This window comes from Leifsonia aquatica H1aii, assembly GCF_000633535.1.
GTDB lineage: Bacteria > Actinomycetota > Actinomycetes > Actinomycetales > Microbacteriaceae > Leifsonia > Leifsonia aquatica_A.
Genome location: NZ_AYMR01000007.1, coordinates 188,313 through 204,341, shown reverse-complemented (window position 1 = coordinate 204,341; position 16,029 = coordinate 188,313). Strand labels below are relative to the sequence as shown.

The following is a 16,029-nucleotide window of genomic DNA, read 5'->3' as shown; positions in this document are numbered from 1 at the left end:
GCCACCCGACTGCGCTGCTTTACGGGTGGTTACTTGATGGATCCACCTGCGGCGACGATCTTCTGCTCAGCAGAGCCGGAGACCTTGTCGACCGCAACGTTCAGCTTAACCGCAATGTCCCCGTTACCGAGAACCTTGACCTTCTCGTTCTTGCGCACAGCGCCCTTGGAGACCAGGTCGGCCACCGTGACGTCGCCGCCGGACGGGTACAGCTCGGCGAGCTTCTCCAGGTTCACGACCTGGTACTCGACCCGGAACGGGTTCTTGAAGCCGCGCAGCTTCGGCGTCCGCATGTGGAACGGAAGCTGGCCACCCTGGAAGCCGGGGCGGACCTGGTAGCGGGCCTTCGTACCCTTGGTACCGCGGCCGGCGGTCTTACCCTTGGAACCCTCACCGCGTCCGACGCGGGTCTTGTCCTTCTTGGCACCCGCGGCCGGGCGAAGGTGGTGCACCTTCAGGACCTGCTCGCGGGGGGCCGCGACGTCCTTCTTGGGGGCGGCCTTCTTCGCGGCCGGCTTGGCGGCGACCGTGTCGTCGCTCGTCGAGGCGGCGGCCTTGTCGGCAGCGGCCTTCGCCGGAGCCTTCGCGGCCGGAGCCTTCTTCGCGGCAGCCGGCTTGTCGGCGGCGGCCTTGGTGGTCGCGGCCTTGGCGGTCGCGGGCTTCTTGGCGGCCGGCTTCTCGGCAGCCTCGTTCTTCGGCTTGTCGTCAGCCATTAGTCAATCTCCTCGACCTTTACCAGGTGAGCAACGGTCTTGACGTACCCGCGGTTCTGCGGGGTGTCCTCGCGGACGGTCACGTCGCCGATTCGCTTCAGTCCCAGACTGCGCAGCGTGTCGCGCTGGTACTGCTTCTCGCTCACTTTCGACTTGATCTGCGTGATCTTCAGTCGCGCAGCCATCAGGCACCTGCCTTCGCGGTAGCGGCGGCCTCAGCCGCACGGGCCTCGATCTGCAGCAGCTTCTCGGGGGCGACACGGTCGTAGTCCAGGCCACGACGGGCGGCCACTGCGCGCGGCTCTTCGAGCTGCTTCAGGGCGGCCACGGTCGCGTGGACGATGTTGATCGTGTTCGACGAGCCGAGCGACTTGCTGAGAACGTCGTGGATTCCGGCGCACTCCAGGACGGCGCGCACCGGGCCACCGGCGATGACACCGGTACCGGCGGCGGCCGGACGGAGAAGGACGACACCGGCGGCCGCCTCGCCCTGCACGGGGTGCGGGACGGTGCTGCCGACGCGCGGGACGCGGAAGAAGTTCTTCTTCGCCTCCTCGACGCCCTTCGAGATCGCGAGCGGGACCTCGCGGGCCTTGCCGTAACCGACGCCCACGAGACCGTTCCCGTCGCCGACGACGACGAGAGCGGTGAAGCTGAAGCGACGACCACCCTTGACGACCTTCGACACACGGTTGATGGTCACGACGCGCTCGAGGAACTGGCTCTTGTCCGCGTCGCGGCTTCCGCGGTCGCGGTTCGGGTTGCGCTCCCGGCCACCCCGACGAGGCTCACGCTCGTTCGAGTTCTTGGTCGAGGCTGCGGTCTCGACCGGCTGCGCGGTCTCCACGGCCTGCTCTGCCACGGTCTGCTCCTTGTTGTTTTCGTCGCTCACAGGTTCAATCCACCCTCTCGAGCTCCCTCGGCGACAGCAGCGACGCGACCCGCGTACTTGCTGCCACCACGGTCGAACACGACGGCCTCGACACCGGCGCTCTTCGCGCGCTCGGCGACGAGCTCACCGACCTTGCGGGCCTTGGCGGTCTTGTCGCCGTCGAAGCCGCGCAGGTCCTGCTCCATGGTCGACGCGGACGCGAGGGTGTGCCCCTGCGCGTCGTCGACGATCTGGACGAAGACGTGGCGAGCGGAACGCGTCACGACCAGGCGCGGACGAGCCGCGGTGCCCTCGATCTTCTTGCGAAGGCGGGTGTGACGGCGGTCGCGTGCGGCCGCCTTGCTCTTTCCTCTGGTACCCAGAGCCATGATTACTTACCAGCCTTTCCGGCCTTGCGACGCACGACCTCGCCGGCGTAGCGCACACCCTTGCCCTTGTAGGGCTCGGGCTTGCGGATCTTGCGGATGTTGGCGGCGACCTCACCGACGGCCTGCTTGTCGATGCCGGTCACGGTCAGCTTGTTGTTGCCCTCGACCGTGAACGTGATGCCGACCGGCGGCTCGACCGTCACCGGGTGCGAGAAGCCGAGCGCGAACTCGACGGCCGCACCCTTCTGCGCGACGCGGTAGCCGGTGCCGACGATCTCGAGGCCCTTGGAGTAGCCCTCGGTGACGCCGATGATGTTGTTGTTGATCAGGGTGCGGGTCAGGCCGTGGAGCGAACGCGAAGCGCGCTCGTCGTCCGGACGGGTGACCAGGACCTGGCCCTCCTCGAGCTTGACCTCGATGGGGGTGGCGACGGTGAGGCTGAGCTCGCCCTTCGGCCCCTTGACGGTGACGGCCTGGCCGTCGATCTTCACATCAACGCCCGTGGGGACGTCGATGGGCAGTCTTCCAATACGCGACATGGCGGGTTACCACACGTAGGCGAGGACTTCCCCACCCACGCCCTTCTTCTCAGCCTCACGGTCCGTCAGAAGGCCGGAGGAGGTGGACAGGATGGCGACGCCGAGCCCGCCGAGCACCTTGGGGAGCTCCGTGGACTTCGCGTAGACGCGAAGGCCGGGCTTCGAAACGCGCTTGATACCGGCGATGGAACGCTCGCGGTTCGGACCGAACTTGAGCTGCAGAGTCAGGGTCTTGCCGACGCGGGCGTCAGCGACATCCCAGCCGGAGATGTAGCCCTCGGTGGTGAGGATCTCGGCGATGTGGGACTTCAGCTTCGAGTGCGGCATCGACACGGTGTCGTGGTGAGCCGAGTTCGCGTTGCGCAGTCTGGTCAGCATGTCTGCGACCGGATCTGTCATTGTCATTGCGGTTTTTCCTTCGTACACCAGGTTTCGTTCAGCCGTTACACGACTGACGACCTGTGGTGGAAGTGGGCCGGCCGGGACGGCCGGCCCACAAAGAGAGAAGCCTACTAGCTTTAGTTGGCAGCCTCTGCCGAACGGAAGGGGAAGCCGAGCTGCTTCAGAAGCGCGCGACCCTCCTCGTCGTTCTTGGCGGTGGTCACGACCGTGATGTCCATACCGCGGACGCGGTCGATCCGGTCCTGGTTGATCTCGTGGAACATCGACTGCTCCGTGAGACCGAACGTGTAGTTGCCGTTGCCGTCGAACTGCTTGTCCGAGAGACCGCGGAAGTCGCGGATACGGGGCAGAGCGAGCGACAGCAGGCGGTCGAGGAACTCCCACATGCGGTCGCCGCGCAGCGTGACGTGCGCGCCGATCGGCTGACCCTCGCGCAGCTTGAACTGCGCGATGGACTTGCGGGCCTTCGTGACCTGGGGCTTCTGGCCGGTGATCAGGGTGAGGTCGGCGACCGCACCATCGATGACCTTGCCGTCACGAGCCGCCTCGCCGACACCCATGTTGACGACGATCTTCACCAGACCGGGCACCTGGTGCACGTTGGTGAAACCGAAGTCGCCCTGGAGCTGCTGGGAGATCTCGTTCTTGTACTTCTGCTTCAGGCGCGGCTGGATTTTGCCAGCAGCGGTTGCAGTGTCGGTCATTACAGGTCCTTACCAGACTTCTTGGCGTAACGAACGCGGACCGTCTTGGTGACGCCGTCCTTCGTAACGGTCTCGGTGCGGAAGCCGACGCGGGTCGGCTTCTTGGTCTCGGGGTCGACCAGGGCCACGTTCGAGACGTGGATCGAGGCCTCGTGGGTCTCGATGCCGCCGGTCTTCGTGCCACGCTGCGTCTGGCCGACGCGCACGTGCTTGGTGACGAAGTTGACGCCCTCGACGATCACGCGGTTCTTCTCGACCAGGACCTCGATGACACGACCCTGCTTGCCGCGGTCACCACCACGGGCCTGCGAGCGGCCCGTGATGACCTCGACGAGGTCGCCCTTCTTGATGTTCGCCATGGCTTACAGCACCTCCGGAGCGAGCGAGATGATCTTCATGAACTTCTTGTCGCGGAGCTCGCGGCCGACCGGTCCGAAGATGCGGGTTCCACGGGGGTCGCCGTCGTTCTTCAGGATGACGGCGGCGTTCTCGTCGAACTTGATGTAGGAGCCGTCCGGGCGGCGGGTGTTCTTCCGCACGCGGACGACGACCGCCTTGACGACGTCGCCCTTCTTGACGTTGCCGCCGGGGATCGCGTCCTTGACCGTGGCGACGATGACGTCGCCCAGGCCGGCGTAGCGACGGCTCGAGCCGCCGAGCACACGGATGGTGAGGAGCTCCTTCGCACCCGTGTTGTCGGCGACCTTGATCCGGGATTCCTGCTGAATCACTTGGCCTTCTCCAGAATCTCAACCAGGCGCCACCGCTTGCTGGCGCTCAGGGGGCGGGTCTCGTTGATGAGAACGAGGTCGCCGATGCCGGCGGAGTTGTTCTCATCGTGCGCCTTCACCTTGGAGGTGCGGCGCAGGACCTTGCCGTACAGGGGGTGCTTCACGCGGTCCTCGACCTCGACGACGATGGTCTTGTCCATCTTGTCGCTGGTCACGTATCCGCGACGGGCCTTGCGGTACCCGCGGACGAGGGCCTCGTCGGCCACCGTCTCCTCGGCCTTGGCGGCCTTGGTGGACTCAGCCATTACTTGGCCTCCTCAGTCTCGTTCTCGGCGACCTCGGCGGCCTCAGGGGCCTCCTTCTTCGCCTTGCTCTTCTTGGTGGCCTTCGCGTCTGCGACCTCGGCCGGAGCCGGGGTGGCGCGGATGCCGAGCTCACGCTCACGGATGACCGTGTAGATGCGAGCGATGTCGCGCTTCACGGCGCGCAGGCGGCCGTGGCTCTCGAGCTGGCCGGTGGCCGACTGGAAGCGCAGGTTGAACAGCTCTTCCTTGGCCTTCTTCAGCTCGTCGACGAGACGCTCGTCTTCAAAAGTGTCGAGCTCGCTCGAGGCGAGCTCCTTGGAACCGATCGCCATTACGCGTCGCCCTCCTCGCGCTTGATGATGCGTGCCTTGAGGGGCAGCTTGTGGATTGCACGGGTCATGGCCTCGCGAGCGAGGTCCTCGGAGACGCCCGAGACCTCGAAGAGGACGCGACCCGGCTTGACGTTGGCGACCCACCACTCGGGCGAACCCTTACCGGAACCCATTCGGGTCTCGGCCGGCTTCTTCGTGAGCGGACGGTCGGGGTAGATGTTGATCCACACCTTGCCGCCGCGCTTGATGTGACGCGTCATGGCGATACGAGCGGACTCGATCTGACGGTTGGTCACATAAGCGGGCGTCAGGGCCTGGATGCCGAACTCGCCGAAGGAGACCTTCGTGCCACCGGTCGCCTGGCCGCTACGGCCGGGGTGGTGCTGCTTGCGGTGCTTGACTCTACGTGGGATCAACATGGTTATGCCTCAACTCCTGCTGCGGCCGGCGCGGTCTCCGCGGCAGGGGCGTTGCCCCGGCCACCGCGACGCGGACGGTCGTTGCGCTCGCGCGACGGCTTGGCGTTGGCCTGCTCGCGCGCGAGTTCCTTGTTCGTGATGTCGCCCTTGTAGATCCACACCTTGACACCGATGCGACCGAAGGTGGTCTTGGCCTCGTAGAAGCCGTAGTCGATGTTGGCGCGGAGCGTGTGCAGGGGAACGCGGCCCTCGCGGTAGAACTCCGAGCGGCTCATCTCGGCGCCGCCGAGACGGCCCGACACCTGGATGCGGACACCCTTGGCGCCGGCGCGCTGAGCGCCCTGGAGGCCCTTGCGCATCGCGCGGCGGAACGCCACACGAGCAGCGAGCTGCTCGGCGATGCCCTGCGCGACGAGCTGAGCGTCGGCCTCGGGGTTCTTGACCTCGAGGATGTTCAGCTGGATCTGCTTGCCCGAGAGCTTCTCGAGGTCGGAGCGGATGCGCTCGGCCTCGGCGCCACGGCGACCGATCACGATGCCCGGACGGGCGGTGTGGATGTCGACGCGGACGCGGTCGCGGGTGCGCTCGATCTCGATGCGGGACACACCCGCGCGGTCGAGCGACGTCTTCAGCAGGGTGCGGATCTTGACGTCCTCAGCGAGGTAGTCGCTGTAACGCTGACCCTTCTTCGTGCTGTCCGAGAACCAGCGCGACACGTGGTCGGTCGTGATTCCCAGACGGAAGCCGTACGGGTTGACTTTCTGACCCATTAGTTGCTCGCCTTCTTCGTAGCCGTGGCGTCCTCGACCTCATCCGGCGTCGCGAGGACGATCGTGATGTGGCTGGTGCGCTTGTTGATGCGGAAGGCCCGACCCTGTGCTCGCGGCTGGAACCGCTTGAGGGTGGTGCCCTCGTCCACGAAGGCGCGGCTCACGTAGAGGTCCTGCTCGTCCAGGTAGGTGTTGGACTGGTCGGCCTTGACCCGGGCGTTCGCGATCGCCGAGGCGACCAGCTTGTACACCGGCTCGCTCGCGCTCTGCGGCGCGAACTTCAGGATGGCCAGGGCCTCCTGGGCCTGCTTGCCGCGGATCAGGTTGACGACGCGGCGGGCCTTCATGGGGGTGACGCGGATGTGTCGCACGCGTGCGATCGACTCCACCATTTCTCTCCTCCTTTTCGCCTCCGCGTTAGCGGCGGCGACCCTTCTTGTCGTCCTTCACGTGGCCGCGGAAGGTACGCGTCGGCGCGAACTCGCCGAGCTTGTGACCGACCATGGTCTCGGTGACGAACACCGGGATGTGCTTGCGACCGTCGTGCACCGCGATGGTGTGACCCAGCATGGCCGGGACGATCATCGAGCGGCGCGACCAGGTCTTGATCACGTTCTTGCTGTTGGCCTCGTTCGCGGCGACCACCTTGCGAAACAGGTGCTCGTCGACGAAGGGGCCCTTCTTGAGACTGCGTGGCATCTTCTCGAACTCCTACTTGCGCTTCTTGCCGGCGTTGCGGCGGCGAACGATGAGCTTGTCGCTCTCCTTGTTGGGGTGACGCGTGCGGCCTTCCTTCTGGCCCCACGGGCTGACCGGGTGACGACCACCGGAGGTCTTGCCCTCACCACCACCGTGCGGGTGGTCGATCGGGTTCATCGCGACACCACGCACGGTCGGGCGGACGCCCTTCCAGCGCATGCGGCCGGCCTTGCCCCAGTTGATGTTCGACTGCTCGGCGTTGCCGACCTCGCCGATGGTCGCGCGGCAGCGCGCATCGACGTTGCGGACCTCGCCCGAGGGCAGGCGCAGCTGGGCGTAGGGGCCGTCCTTCGCGACGAGACGCACCGAGGCGCCCGCCGAACGGGCCATCTTCGCGCCGCCGCCCGGCTTCAGCTCGATCGCGTGGATGACCGTACCGGTCGGGATGTTGCGAAGCGGCATGTTGTTGCCCGGCTTGATGTCCGAGCCGGCGCCCGACTCGACCACGTCGCCCTGCTTCAGGCCCTGCGGCGCCAGGATGTAGCGCTTGGTGCCGTCCAGGAAGTGGAGGAGGGCGATGCGAGCGGTGCGGTTGGGGTCGTACTCGATGTGCGCGACCTTGGCGTTCACGCCGTCCTTGTCATTGCGACGGAAGTCGATGACGCGGTACTGGCGCTTGTGGCCACCACCGATGTGACGGGTCGTGATGCGGCCCTGGTTGTTGCGGCCACCGGTCTTCGACAGCGGACGGAGAAGGGACTTCTCCGGGGTCGAACGGGTGATCTCGGCGAAGTCGGCGACCGAGGAGCCGCGACGACCGGGGGTCGTGGGCTTGTAATTACGAATAGCCATGTCTGTTTTCCTCTAGTCCTTCGCTCAGCCGACGGCCGTGAAGATGTCGATGGAACCGGACTTGAGCGTGACGATCGCACGCTTCGTGTCCTTGCGCTTGCCGAGACCGAACTTGGTGCGGCGGGTCTTGCCCTGACGGTTCAGGGTGTTGATCGACGCGACCTCGACCTTGAAGATCGACTCGATGGCGAGCTTGATCTCGGTCTTGTTCGAACGCGGGTCGACGATGAACGTGTACTTGCCCTCGTCGATCAGGCCGTAGCTCTTCTCAGAGACGACCGGGGCGATGATGACGTCGCGCGGGTCCTTGTTCAGGGCGGCCATTACGCGTTCACCTCTTCCTTCTTGGACTTGGCGGCGATGAAGGCCTCGAGCGCAGCCTGGGTGAAGACGATGTCGTCGCTCACCAGCACGTCGTAGGCGTTCAGCTGGTCGTACGTCAGCACGTGCACGTTGCGCACGTTGCGGACGCTCTTGAAACCGTTGGCGTCATCGTGCTCGAGCACGACGAGGACGTGCTTCGAGGTCGCGATGCCGTCGAGCAGCTCGACGACGGCCTTGGTCGAGGGGGTCTCGCCGGCCGTGAGCGCCTGAACGGCGTGGAGGCGGCTGCCGCGGGCGCGGTCCGAGAGGGCGCCGAGCAGAGCAGCGGCGATCATCTTCTTGGGGGTGCGCTGCGCGTAGCTGCGGGGGGTCGGTCCGTGGACGATGCCACCGCCGGTCATCTGAGGGGCGCGGATCGAGCCCTGACGAGCGCGACCGGTTCCCTTCTGCTTGAACGGCTTGCGGCCGGCGCCGGAGACCTCGCCACGGCTCTTCACCTTGTGGGTGCCCTGACGCGCCGCGGCGAGCTGGGCGGTGACCACCTGGTGGATCAGCGGGATGTTGGTCTGGACGTCGAACAGGGCTTCAGGGAGCTCGATGGAGCCGGCCTTCTTGCCCTTGAGGTCGAGGACGTCAATCGAGGTAGCCATTTACCTTAGGCCCCCTTCACTGCGTTGCGGACGAAAACGATGCGGCCACGAGCACCGGGAACGGCGCCCTTGACCAGCAGCAGGCCCTTCTCGGCGTCGACGGCCTGCACCTTGAGGTTCAGGACGGTGACACGCTCGCCACCCATGCGACCGGCCATGCGCATGCCCTTGAAGACACGGCTCGGGGTCGAGGAGGCGCCGATGGAGCCCGGCTTGCGGTGGTTGCGGTGCGCACCGTGCGAAGCGGAGACACCCTTGAAGTTGTGACGCTTCATCACACCGGCGAAGCCCTTGCCCTTCGAGGTGCCGACGACGTCGACCAGCTGGCCGGCCTCGAACGTGCTCTCGACGGTGAGCTCCTGGCCGGCGCTGTAGTCGGCGGCGTCCGCGGTGCGGACCTCGGTGAGGTGACGGCGCGGCGTGACGCCGGACTTGTCGAAGTGGCCGGCGGCCGGCTTGTTGACCTTGCGCGGGTCGATCTGGCCGTAGGCGATCTGGACGGCGTTGTAGCCGTCCGCCTCGGGGGTGCGGACCTGGGTCACGACGTTCGGCGTGATCTCGATGACGGTCACGGGGATGAGCTTGTTGTTCTCGTCCCAGACCTGGGTCATGCCGAGCTTCTTGCCGAGGAGGCCGCGCGAGGTCTTGCTCTCGTTGGCGGTGCTGTTGGAGTTTGGCATAGCGACACTCCCCCTTAGAGCTTGATCTCGATGTTGACGTCCGCCGGCAGGTCGAGACGCATGAGCGAGTCGACGGCCTTCGGGGTCGGGTCGATGATGTCGATCAGACGCTTGTGCGTGCGCATCTCGAAGTGCTCACGGCTGTCCTTGTACTTGTGGGGCGAACGGATGACGCACACCACGTTCTTCTCGGTGGGAAGGGGCACCGGGCCGACGACGGTCGCGCCGGCACGGGTCACCGTGTCGACGATCTTGCGCGCCGAGGTGTCGATGACCTCGTGGTCATACGACTTAAGCCGAATGCGGATCTTCTGTCCCGCCATGTCTGACTCTCTCTCTTGTTATGGCGTCGTACGGGAGGCTCCTCTCGGAACCACTCCGCATTGGACGCGGTGCGACGATCGCAGGGGAACGCCACTATTCTTCTGTCAACTCTCCGACCCCCGCGCTCGGGCGTGTCGCCCGCATCGAGGACAGGGATAACCCCTGGTCCCGAGGGTGGTCGTTTGTGAGCACGTTCTGCTGCCTGCGGCCTAACCATCGTCCCGCGGCCTCGAGAGGCTTCACGGTGGGCTATGCACTGCCTGGCAGTGATCCGGCCGAGACGCGCGTGAGCACAGTCGTCCGGAATGTTGAACTAGACAAGTTTGCCAGATCCGGAGCCATGCTGCAACCCGGGCGTGTCGCGCGGCGCGCCGAGCCTCCCGCCGGCGTCGATTGCGGTCTTCTGGGACGACTGCGCACGGTCGCTGCGCCGCAATCGTACCTAGGCGCAGCACTCACTCCACGAGGTGCGATGATCGACGGGGAGACCCACGGCTTCCAGGCGGGCCCCGAGGGCGCGGGCGTCCATCGCGGTCGTCCAGCGCCAGCGGACGACACGCAGTCCGAGTGCCCGCAGCCGGTCCTCTCTCACCTTCTCGTCGAGCACGACCCGCTCAGCCGACCGGCCACCGCGAAGACCAGCATCGAGGTACTTGGCGTCACCGTCCGCCTCGCCGACGATCCCGAACGCCGGCCATGCGAAGTCGACGCGTCCGATCAGACCGGCGCTGTCCGAATACGGCACCTGAAGGGCGGGCTGCGGCACTCCCCCGGCATGCATGCTGACCCGGCTCACGGACTCGAGCGGCGACTCCGCCCGCCCATCCGCGAACGCGATCACCTCCTGGGCTCGCCGGTGGCCGCGCATCGGTTGGGCGCGCAGCCAGGCTTCGAGGAGGGCGAGTCGGGGCGAACCGTCGCGGACGATGGCGTCGGCCACCACGACCGCGTCGGGCCGGGGCATCGTGGCAGCGAGGTCGATGCCCGTGCGGAGGAGCGACGTGGAGCGGAGCCCGTCCACCTCCACGATGTCCTCGATCCCCACCTCGCGGGAGTGCGCGACCACGCCCCGTGACGAGCGACCCCCACTCGTGCGCCCGACGCTCACATGGATGCGCTCCGGGCTGTCGGCGATCAGCGGAAGGCCATGCAACACCGCCGCCGATTGATGGGAGAACAGTGGCGGGTACTTCCGGGTGCGAGCGAAAGCGACCATCCGAAGGCGGTAGCGATCGAGAGCGTTGAGCTCGTCCCATATCCCTCGACGGACGTACGCGCCTCTTCCGACACGGACTTCACTGCCCGCGACGGCTGCCCGTGCGTGCTGGTGCCGGGTATCCGCCAGGTTGCGCAGATCGCGGGTGAGGACAAGGGGCGTGTGTTCACGGTGGATCGTCATCGATCCGGTCTACCGGCGGCTGGGGGTGTGCGACCCCTCCCGCTGCGCTCTGTGGAGAACCGTCCACCGGCTCCGCCGTGTGAGCGATTCGGTAACTGCTGCGCCACGATACGTGCGCGTGTGGGCGAGCGGGGGCGGACGCACCAGGGAGCAGCAGTCGGGCGGGAACGAGGGAGCGGGCCCGGCGTATCGCCGAGCCCGCTCGAGCAGCGCCTCGCGCCGCTGCTCCGTTGGTTTCAAGACCGCTTACGCGGTGTCCGAACTCTCCGTCCGTGATCCGGTCAGCGGCTTGGGCTGGTTTGCGAGGTCTTGGATTGCCATAGGCGTCTCCCTCCATCGACGGATCCGGTCCGGTTGGAACGGTGAGTCCATACTGCGCCTCCGGAGCGCCGAGGTAAACCCCGCGTTAACGAAAGAGGGCCGGGCCCGAAGGCCCGACCCTCTCACGAGTCAGTCGTGGAGAACGACTACTTGATGATCTTCGTCACCGTACCGGCGCCCACGGTGCGGCCACCCTCACGGATGGCGAAGCCGAGGCCCTCCTCCATGGCGATCGGCTGGATCAGCTCGACCGTCATGTCGGTGGTGTCGCCGGGCATGACCATCTCGGTGCCCTCGGGCAGCGAGATGACGCCGGTGACGTCGGTGGTACGGAAGTAGAACTGCGGGCGGTAGTTCGTGTAGAAGGGGTTGTGACGGCCACCCTCCTCCTTCGAGAGGATGTAGGCGGTGCCCTCGAAGTTGGTGTGCGGCGTGACCGAACCCGGCTTCACGACGACCTGGCCGCGCTCGACGTCCTCGCGCTTGGTGCCACGGAGGAGCAGACCACAGTTCTCGCCGGCCCAGGCCTCGTCGAGCTGCTTGTGGAACATCTCGATACCCGTGACGGTGGTCTTCTGCGTCGGGCGGATGCCGACGATCTCGACCTCGGAGTTGATGGCCAGCGTGCCACGCTCGGCGCGGCCCGTGACGACGGTTCCACGACCGGTGATCGTGAAGACGTCCTCGATCGGCATCAGGAACGGCTTGTCCTTGTCGCGCACCGGGTCCGGAATGGACTCGTCGACGGCCTCCATGAGCTCGACGATCGACTGGACCCACTTCTCGTCACCCTCGAGAGCCTTGAGGCCCGAGACGCGGACGACGGGAGCGTCGTCACCCGGGAAGTCCTGGCTGGAGAGGAGCTCGCGGACCTCGAGCTCGACGAGCTCCAGGATCTCCTCGTCGTCGACCATGTCGGACTTGTTCAGAGCCACGAGCAGGTACGGCACGCCGACCTGCTTCGCGAGCAGCACGTGCTCACGGGTCTGAGCCATCGGGCCGTCGGTGGCGGCGACCACGAGGATCGCGCCGTCCATCTGAGCAGCACCGGTGATCATGTTCTTGATGTAGTCGGCGTGACCCGGGGCGTCAACGTGCGCGTAGTGGCGCTTCGGCGTCTCGTACTCGACGTGCGAGATGTTGATCGTGATACCACGCTGACGCTCTTCCGGAGCCGAGTCGATCGACGCGAAGTCGCGCTGAACGTTGGTCGCCGACGGGTACTTGTCAGCAAGCACCTTGGAGATCGCCGCGGTGAGCGTCGTCTTGCCGTGGTCGACGTGACCGATGGTTCCGATGTTGACGTGCGGCTTAGTCCGCTCGAACTTGGCCTTAGCCACTGTGGGTCCTCCTCAGGACTCTCGTGTAGATGCCCCGGTCGACGGATTTCGACCGGCGGATCTACGGTTTGGTTTCTTATGTTACGGGATGTTGCCCGAGCCGAATGACCGAGGTCACTCGCCCTTGCTCTTCTGGACGATCTCGTCGGCGACGGCCTTCGGGACCTCGGCGTAGCTGTCGAACTGCATCGAGTACACCGCGCGGCCCGACGTCTTGGAACGCAGGTCGCCGATGTAGCCGAACATCTCGGACAGCGGGACGTTGGCACGGACGACCTTCACACCGCTGGCGTCCTCCATCGACTGGATCTGGCCACGGCGCGAGTTCAGGTCGCCGATGACGTCGCCCATGTACTCCTCCGGCGTACGCACCTCGACCGCCATGAGCGGCTCGAGGAGCACCGGGTTCGCCTTCCGAGCGGCCTCCTTGTAGGCCATCGAGCCGGCGATCTTGAACGCCATCTCCGAGGAGTCGACGTCGTGCGATGCGCCGTCGACGAGGATCGCCTTGACGCCCACCGTCGGGAAGCCGGCGAGCACGCCGACCTGCATCGCGTCCTGGATGCCCGCGTCGACCGAGGGGATGTACTCGCGCGGGACGCGACCGCCGGTGACGGCGTTCACGAACTCGTACGACGTCTCCGGGGTGACCTCGAGCGGCTCCAGGGTGATCTGCACCTTCGCGAACTGACCGGAACCACCGGTCTGCTTCTTGTGGGTGTAGTCGTACTTCTCCACCGTGCGGCGGAGGGTCTCGCGGTAGGCGACCTGCGGCTTGCCCACGTTGGCCTCGACGTTGAACTCGCGCTTCATGCGGTCCACGAGGATATCGAGGTGGAGCTCGCCCATGCCCTTGATGACCGTCTGACCGGTCTCCTGGTTCTGCTCGGTGCGGAACGTCGGGTCCTCTTCGGCGAGCTTCTGGATCGCGGTGCCCAGCTTCTCCTGGTCGGCCTTCGTCTTCGGCTCGATGGCGACCTCGATCACCGGCTCCGGGAAGGTCATCGACTCGAGCACGACCTGGTTGTCCGGGTCGCACAGGGTGTCACCGGTGGTGGTGTCCTTGAGGCCGATCACCGCGTAGATGTTGCCGGCGGTGACGAAGTCGACCGGGTTCTCCTTGTTGGCGTGCATCTGGAAGATCTTGCCGATGCGCTCCTTGCGGCCCTTGGTCGAGTTGATGACCTGGGCGCCGGAGTCGACACGGCCCGAGTAGACGCGCACGTAGGTGAGGCGACCGAAGAACGGGTGCACGGCGACCTTGAACGCCAGAGCCGAGAACGGCTCGGTGGCGTCGGCGTGACGGAGGATGACCTTCTCCTCGTCGCGAGGGTCGTGCGCCTCGATGGCGGGCACGTCGAGCGGCGACGGGAGGAAGTCGATCACGGCGTCGAGCATCGGCTGCACGCCGCGGTTCTTGAACGCCGAGCCGCAGAGGACCGGGTAGATCTCGCTGTTGATCGTGAGCTTGCGGATGGCGCCCTTGATCTCGGCGATCGTGAGCTCCTCACCGCCGAAGAACTTCTCGAGCAGTGCGTCGTCGGTCTCGGCGACGGTCTCGAGCAGGACCTGACGGTACTCCTCGGCCTTCTCGACCAGGTCGGCCGGGATCTCCTCGACCGCGTACTTGGCGCCCATCTGCACGTCACCCTTGGCGTCTCCACGCCAGGTCAGGGCACGCATCTCGATGAGGTCGACGACGCCCTCGAAGTTGGACTCCGAGCCGATCGGCAGCTGCAGCACGAGCGGCTTGGCGCCCAGGCGGCTGACGATGGTGTCGACGGTGTAGTAGAAGTCCGCGCCGAGCTTGTCCATCTTGTTGACGAAGCAGATGCGCGGGACGTTGTACTTGTCGGCCTGGCGCCAGACGGTCTCGGACTGGGGCTCGACGCCCTCCTTGCCGTCGAACACGGCGACCGCGCCGTCGAGCACGCGGAGCGAGCGCTCCACCTCGACGGTGAAGTCCACGTGACCGGGCGTGTCGATGATGTTGATCTGGTTCTTGTTCCAGAAGCAGGTCACGGCCGCGGACGTGATGGTGATGCCGCGCTCCTTCTCCTGCTCCATCCAGTCGGTGGTCGAGGCGCCATCGTGCGTCTCACCGATCTTGTGGTTGACGCCCGTGTAGAACAGGATGCGCTCGGTCGTGGTGGTCTTGCCGGCATCGATGTGGGCCATGATGCCGATGTTGCGGACCTTTGTCAGGTCGGTGAGCACGTCCTGTGCCACAGGGTTCCTCCGAAAGAGTAGAGAGTGGAAGGGGTGCCGTCCGGGCGGCGCCCCAGGGGGTGCAACGCCCGGACGGCGAAATTGTTTACCAGCGGTAGTGCGCGAAGGCCTTGTTCGACTCGGCCATCTTGTGGGTGTCCTCACGACGCTTCACGGCGGCGCCGAGGCCGTTCGAGGCGTCCAGGATCTCGTTGGTGAGACGCTCGGTCATCGTCTTCTCACGACGGCCCTTGGCGTAGCTGGTGAGCCAGCGCAGCGCGAGGGTGTTCGCGCGGTGCGGCTTGACCTCGACCGGCACCTGGTAGGTCGAGCCACCGACGCGGCGGCTGCGGACCTCGAGGGTCGGGCGGATGTTGTCGAGAGCCTTCTTGAGCGTGGTGACCGCGTCATTGCCCGACTTGGAGGAGACGCCCTCGAGCGCGTCGTAGACGATGCGCTCGGCGAGGCCCTTCTTGCCGTCGAGGAGGATCTTGTTGACGAGCTGGCTGACGACCGGCGATCCGTAGACCGGGTCGGCGACGACGGGACGCTTCGGAGCGGGACCCTTGCGAGGCATTACTTCTTCTCCATCTTCGCGCCGTAGCGGCTGCGAGCCTGCTTGCGGTTCTTGACGGCCTGGGTGTCCAGCGCGCCACGAACGATCTTGTAGCGGACGCCGGGGAGGTCCTTCACACGACCGCCGCGGACGAGCACCATCGAGTGCTCCTGCAGGTTGTGGCCCTCACCGGGGATGTACGCGGTGACCTCGGTGCCGTTGGAGAGCTTGACGCGCGCGACCTTGCGGAGCGCGGAGTTCGGCTTCTTGGGGGTGGTGGTGTAGACACGGGTGCACACGCCGCGCTGCTGGGGGTTCGCCTTGAGGGCGGGAGCCTTGGTCTTCGTGACCTTCGGCGTCCGGCCCTTTCGGACCAACTGCTGAATGGTAGGCACTACTTCTCCTTATATGGACTGCACGGTGACAGTTGTTGCTTGTCCCATGACCGACCCACCCGCCTGGCGGGTGATTCAGTCGTCTGGGGAATCGGCCGACGATCGA

25 protein-coding genes are annotated in these 16,029 nt (G+C 66.1%); all 25 read right to left on the bottom strand.

The window, feature by feature from the left end; translation table 11 throughout:
* Positions 1 to 29: 29 nt before the first annotated feature.
* Positions 30 to 713, bottom strand: coding sequence for a 50S ribosomal protein L15 (gene rplO, locus U870_RS23585; protein WP_081815197.1), 684 nt, complete (start codon positions 711 to 713; stop codon positions 30 to 32).
* Positions 713 to 898: a 50S ribosomal protein L30 gene (rpmD, locus tag U870_RS0106565; protein WP_025156611.1), complete on the bottom strand. Its 186-nt coding sequence runs from the start codon at positions 896 to 898 to the stop codon at positions 713 to 715. Before rpmD ends, rplO begins: the two co-directional genes overlap by 1 nt.
* A complete protein-coding gene (gene rpsE / locus U870_RS0106560; protein WP_043709601.1) occupies positions 898 to 1,605 on the bottom strand; it encodes a 30S ribosomal protein S5 in 708 nt (235 codons plus the stop codon). The genes rpmD and rpsE overlap by 1 nt, the downstream gene beginning before the upstream one ends.
* The gene (gene rplR / locus U870_RS0106555) at positions 1,602 to 1,973 is read right to left on the bottom strand and encodes a 50S ribosomal protein L18 (RefSeq protein WP_021759565.1); all 372 of its coding nucleotides are present in this window, start codon (positions 1,971 to 1,973) and stop codon (positions 1,602 to 1,604) included. The genes rpsE and rplR overlap by 4 nt, the downstream gene beginning before the upstream one ends.
* A gap of 2 nt (positions 1,974 to 1,975) precedes the next feature.
* The gene (gene rplF / locus U870_RS0106550) at positions 1,976 to 2,512 is read right to left on the bottom strand and encodes a 50S ribosomal protein L6 (protein WP_025156609.1); all 537 of its coding nucleotides are present in this window, start codon (positions 2,510 to 2,512) and stop codon (positions 1,976 to 1,978) included.
* 6 nt (positions 2,513 to 2,518) lie between these two features.
* Entirely contained in the window at positions 2,519 to 2,917 is a 399-nt protein-coding gene (rpsH, locus tag U870_RS0106545; RefSeq protein ID WP_025156608.1) for a 30S ribosomal protein S8, read from the bottom strand.
* A 113-nt stretch (positions 2,918 to 3,030) separates the two neighbouring features.
* Positions 3,031 to 3,618 carry a 50S ribosomal protein L5 gene (gene rplE / locus U870_RS0106540; protein WP_025156607.1) on the bottom strand — a complete coding sequence of 196 codons (588 nt, stop codon included), beginning with the start codon at positions 3,616 to 3,618 and terminating at the stop codon, positions 3,031 to 3,033.
* Entirely contained in the window at positions 3,618 to 3,977 is a 360-nt protein-coding gene (rplX, locus tag U870_RS0106535) for a 50S ribosomal protein L24 (RefSeq protein ID WP_021755778.1), read from the bottom strand. The genes rplE and rplX overlap by 1 nt, the downstream gene beginning before the upstream one ends.
* 3 nt (positions 3,978 to 3,980) lie before the next feature.
* Positions 3,981 to 4,349, bottom strand: coding sequence for a 50S ribosomal protein L14 (rplN, locus tag U870_RS0106530; RefSeq protein WP_025156606.1), 369 nt, complete (start codon positions 4,347 to 4,349; stop codon positions 3,981 to 3,983).
* Positions 4,346 to 4,654, bottom strand: a complete 309-nt coding sequence (gene rpsQ, locus U870_RS0106525) for a 30S ribosomal protein S17 (RefSeq protein ID WP_029947289.1) — start codon at positions 4,652 to 4,654, stop codon at positions 4,346 to 4,348. The genes rplN and rpsQ overlap by 4 nt, the downstream gene beginning before the upstream one ends.
* Complete coding sequence (gene rpmC / locus U870_RS0106520; RefSeq protein ID WP_025156604.1) at positions 4,654 to 4,986, bottom strand: 50S ribosomal protein L29; 333 nt, start codon at positions 4,984 to 4,986, stop codon at positions 4,654 to 4,656. The genes rpsQ and rpmC overlap by 1 nt, the downstream gene beginning before the upstream one ends.
* Positions 4,986 to 5,405 carry a 50S ribosomal protein L16 gene (gene rplP / locus U870_RS0106515; protein WP_021755781.1) on the bottom strand — a complete coding sequence of 140 codons (420 nt, stop codon included), beginning with the start codon at positions 5,403 to 5,405 and terminating at the stop codon, positions 4,986 to 4,988. Before rplP ends, rpmC begins: the two co-directional genes overlap by 1 nt.
* A gap of 2 nt (positions 5,406 to 5,407) precedes the next feature.
* On the bottom strand, positions 5,408 to 6,175 hold the full coding sequence (rpsC, locus tag U870_RS0106510; RefSeq protein WP_029947288.1) for a 30S ribosomal protein S3: 768 nt from the start codon (positions 6,173 to 6,175) through the stop codon (positions 5,408 to 5,410).
* Complete coding sequence (gene rplV, locus U870_RS0106505) at positions 6,175 to 6,567, bottom strand: 50S ribosomal protein L22 (protein WP_029947287.1); 393 nt, start codon at positions 6,565 to 6,567, stop codon at positions 6,175 to 6,177. Before rplV ends, rpsC begins: the two co-directional genes overlap by 1 nt.
* Positions 6,568 to 6,592: 25 nt before the next feature.
* Positions 6,593 to 6,874: a 30S ribosomal protein S19 gene (rpsS, locus tag U870_RS0106500; protein ID WP_018191964.1), complete on the bottom strand. Its 282-nt coding sequence runs from the start codon at positions 6,872 to 6,874 to the stop codon at positions 6,593 to 6,595.
* Between the two features lie 12 nt (positions 6,875 to 6,886).
* Positions 6,887 to 7,726: a 50S ribosomal protein L2 gene (rplB, locus tag U870_RS0106495; RefSeq protein ID WP_025156601.1), complete on the bottom strand. Its 840-nt coding sequence runs from the start codon at positions 7,724 to 7,726 to the stop codon at positions 6,887 to 6,889.
* Between the two features lie 24 nt (positions 7,727 to 7,750).
* Entirely contained in the window at positions 7,751 to 8,050 is a 300-nt protein-coding gene (gene rplW, locus U870_RS0106490) for a 50S ribosomal protein L23 (RefSeq protein WP_025156600.1), read from the bottom strand.
* Positions 8,050 to 8,700 (bottom strand): 50S ribosomal protein L4, encoded by a 651-nt coding sequence (gene rplD / locus U870_RS0106485; protein WP_025156599.1) that lies wholly within the window; start codon positions 8,698 to 8,700, stop codon positions 8,050 to 8,052. The genes rplW and rplD overlap by 1 nt, the downstream gene beginning before the upstream one ends.
* A 5-nt stretch (positions 8,701 to 8,705) precedes the next feature.
* Positions 8,706 to 9,380 carry a 50S ribosomal protein L3 gene (gene rplC / locus U870_RS0106480; RefSeq protein ID WP_025156598.1) on the bottom strand — a complete coding sequence of 225 codons (675 nt, stop codon included), beginning with the start codon at positions 9,378 to 9,380 and terminating at the stop codon, positions 8,706 to 8,708.
* A 14-nt stretch (positions 9,381 to 9,394) separates the two neighbouring features.
* On the bottom strand, positions 9,395 to 9,703 hold the full coding sequence (gene rpsJ, locus U870_RS0106475) for a 30S ribosomal protein S10 (protein ID WP_005050520.1): 309 nt from the start codon (positions 9,701 to 9,703) through the stop codon (positions 9,395 to 9,397).
* A gap of 443 nt (positions 9,704 to 10,146) precedes the next feature.
* Positions 10,147 to 10,770 (bottom strand): hypothetical protein, encoded by a 624-nt coding sequence (locus tag U870_RS0106470; protein WP_025156597.1) that lies wholly within the window; start codon positions 10,768 to 10,770, stop codon positions 10,147 to 10,149.
* Positions 10,771 to 11,570: 800 nt separating this feature from the next.
* Positions 11,571 to 12,764 (bottom strand): elongation factor Tu, encoded by a 1,194-nt coding sequence (tuf, locus tag U870_RS0106465; RefSeq protein ID WP_021759595.1) that lies wholly within the window; start codon positions 12,762 to 12,764, stop codon positions 11,571 to 11,573.
* A gap of 114 nt (positions 12,765 to 12,878) precedes the next feature.
* Positions 12,879 to 14,993 (bottom strand): elongation factor G, encoded by a 2,115-nt coding sequence (gene fusA, locus U870_RS0106460; RefSeq protein WP_025156596.1) that lies wholly within the window; start codon positions 14,991 to 14,993, stop codon positions 12,879 to 12,881.
* An 85-nt stretch (positions 14,994 to 15,078) separates the two neighbouring features.
* Positions 15,079 to 15,549, bottom strand: coding sequence for a 30S ribosomal protein S7 (rpsG, locus tag U870_RS0106455; RefSeq protein WP_021759597.1), 471 nt, complete (start codon positions 15,547 to 15,549; stop codon positions 15,079 to 15,081).
* A complete protein-coding gene (rpsL, locus tag U870_RS0106450; protein WP_011186743.1) occupies positions 15,549 to 15,923 on the bottom strand; it encodes a 30S ribosomal protein S12 in 375 nt (124 codons plus the stop codon). The genes rpsG and rpsL overlap by 1 nt, the downstream gene beginning before the upstream one ends.
* Positions 15,924 to 16,029: the final 106 nt, after the last annotated feature.

Bases quoted from the DNA above. Each gene is read 5' to 3' on its own strand.
- rplO (WP_081815197.1), bottom strand. From the start codon at position 713: ATGGCTGACGACAAGCCGAAGAACGAGGCTGCCGAGAAGCCGGCCGCC.
- rpmD (WP_025156611.1), bottom strand. From the start codon at position 898: ATGGCTGCGCGACTGAAGATCACGCAGATCAAGTCGAAAGTGAGCGAG.
- rplR (WP_021759565.1), bottom strand. From the start codon at position 1,973: ATGGCTCTGGGTACCAGAGGAAAGAGCAAGGCGGCCGCACGCGACCGC.
- rplF (WP_025156609.1), bottom strand. From the start codon at position 2,512: ATGTCGCGTATTGGAAGACTGCCCATCGACGTCCCCACGGGCGTTGAT.
- rpsH (WP_025156608.1), bottom strand. From the start codon at position 2,917: ATGACAATGACAGATCCGGTCGCAGACATGCTGACCAGACTGCGCAAC.
- rplE (WP_025156607.1), bottom strand. From the start codon at position 3,618: ATGACCGACACTGCAACCGCTGCTGGCAAAATCCAGCCGCGCCTGAAG.
- rplX (WP_021755778.1), bottom strand. From the start codon at position 3,977: ATGGCGAACATCAAGAAGGGCGACCTCGTCGAGGTCATCACGGGCCGC.
- rpsQ (WP_029947289.1), bottom strand. From the start codon at position 4,654: ATGGCTGAGTCCACCAAGGCCGCCAAGGCCGAGGAGACGGTGGCCGAC.
- rpmC (WP_025156604.1), bottom strand. From the start codon at position 4,986: ATGGCGATCGGTTCCAAGGAGCTCGCCTCGAGCGAGCTCGACACTTTT.
- rplP (WP_021755781.1), bottom strand. From the start codon at position 5,405: ATGTTGATCCCACGTAGAGTCAAGCACCGCAAGCAGCACCACCCCGGC.
- rpsC (WP_029947288.1), bottom strand. From the start codon at position 6,175: ATGGGTCAGAAAGTCAACCCGTACGGCTTCCGTCTGGGAATCACGACC.
- rplV (WP_029947287.1), bottom strand. From the start codon at position 6,567: ATGGTGGAGTCGATCGCACGCGTGCGACACATCCGCGTCACCCCCATG.
- rpsS (WP_018191964.1), bottom strand. From the start codon at position 6,874: ATGCCACGCAGTCTCAAGAAGGGCCCCTTCGTCGACGAGCACCTGTTT.
- rplB (WP_025156601.1), bottom strand. From the start codon at position 7,726: ATGGCTATTCGTAATTACAAGCCCACGACCCCCGGTCGTCGCGGCTCC.
- rplW (WP_025156600.1), bottom strand. From the start codon at position 8,050: ATGGCCGCCCTGAACAAGGACCCGCGCGACGTCATCATCGCCCCGGTC.
- rplD (WP_025156599.1), bottom strand. From the start codon at position 8,700: ATGGCTACCTCGATTGACGTCCTCGACCTCAAGGGCAAGAAGGCCGGC.
- rplC (WP_025156598.1), bottom strand. From the start codon at position 9,380: ATGCCAAACTCCAACAGCACCGCCAACGAGAGCAAGACCTCGCGCGGC.
- rpsJ (WP_005050520.1), bottom strand. From the start codon at position 9,703: ATGGCGGGACAGAAGATCCGCATTCGGCTTAAGTCGTATGACCACGAG.
- rpsG (WP_021759597.1), bottom strand. From the start codon at position 15,549: ATGCCTCGCAAGGGTCCCGCTCCGAAGCGTCCCGTCGTCGCCGACCCG.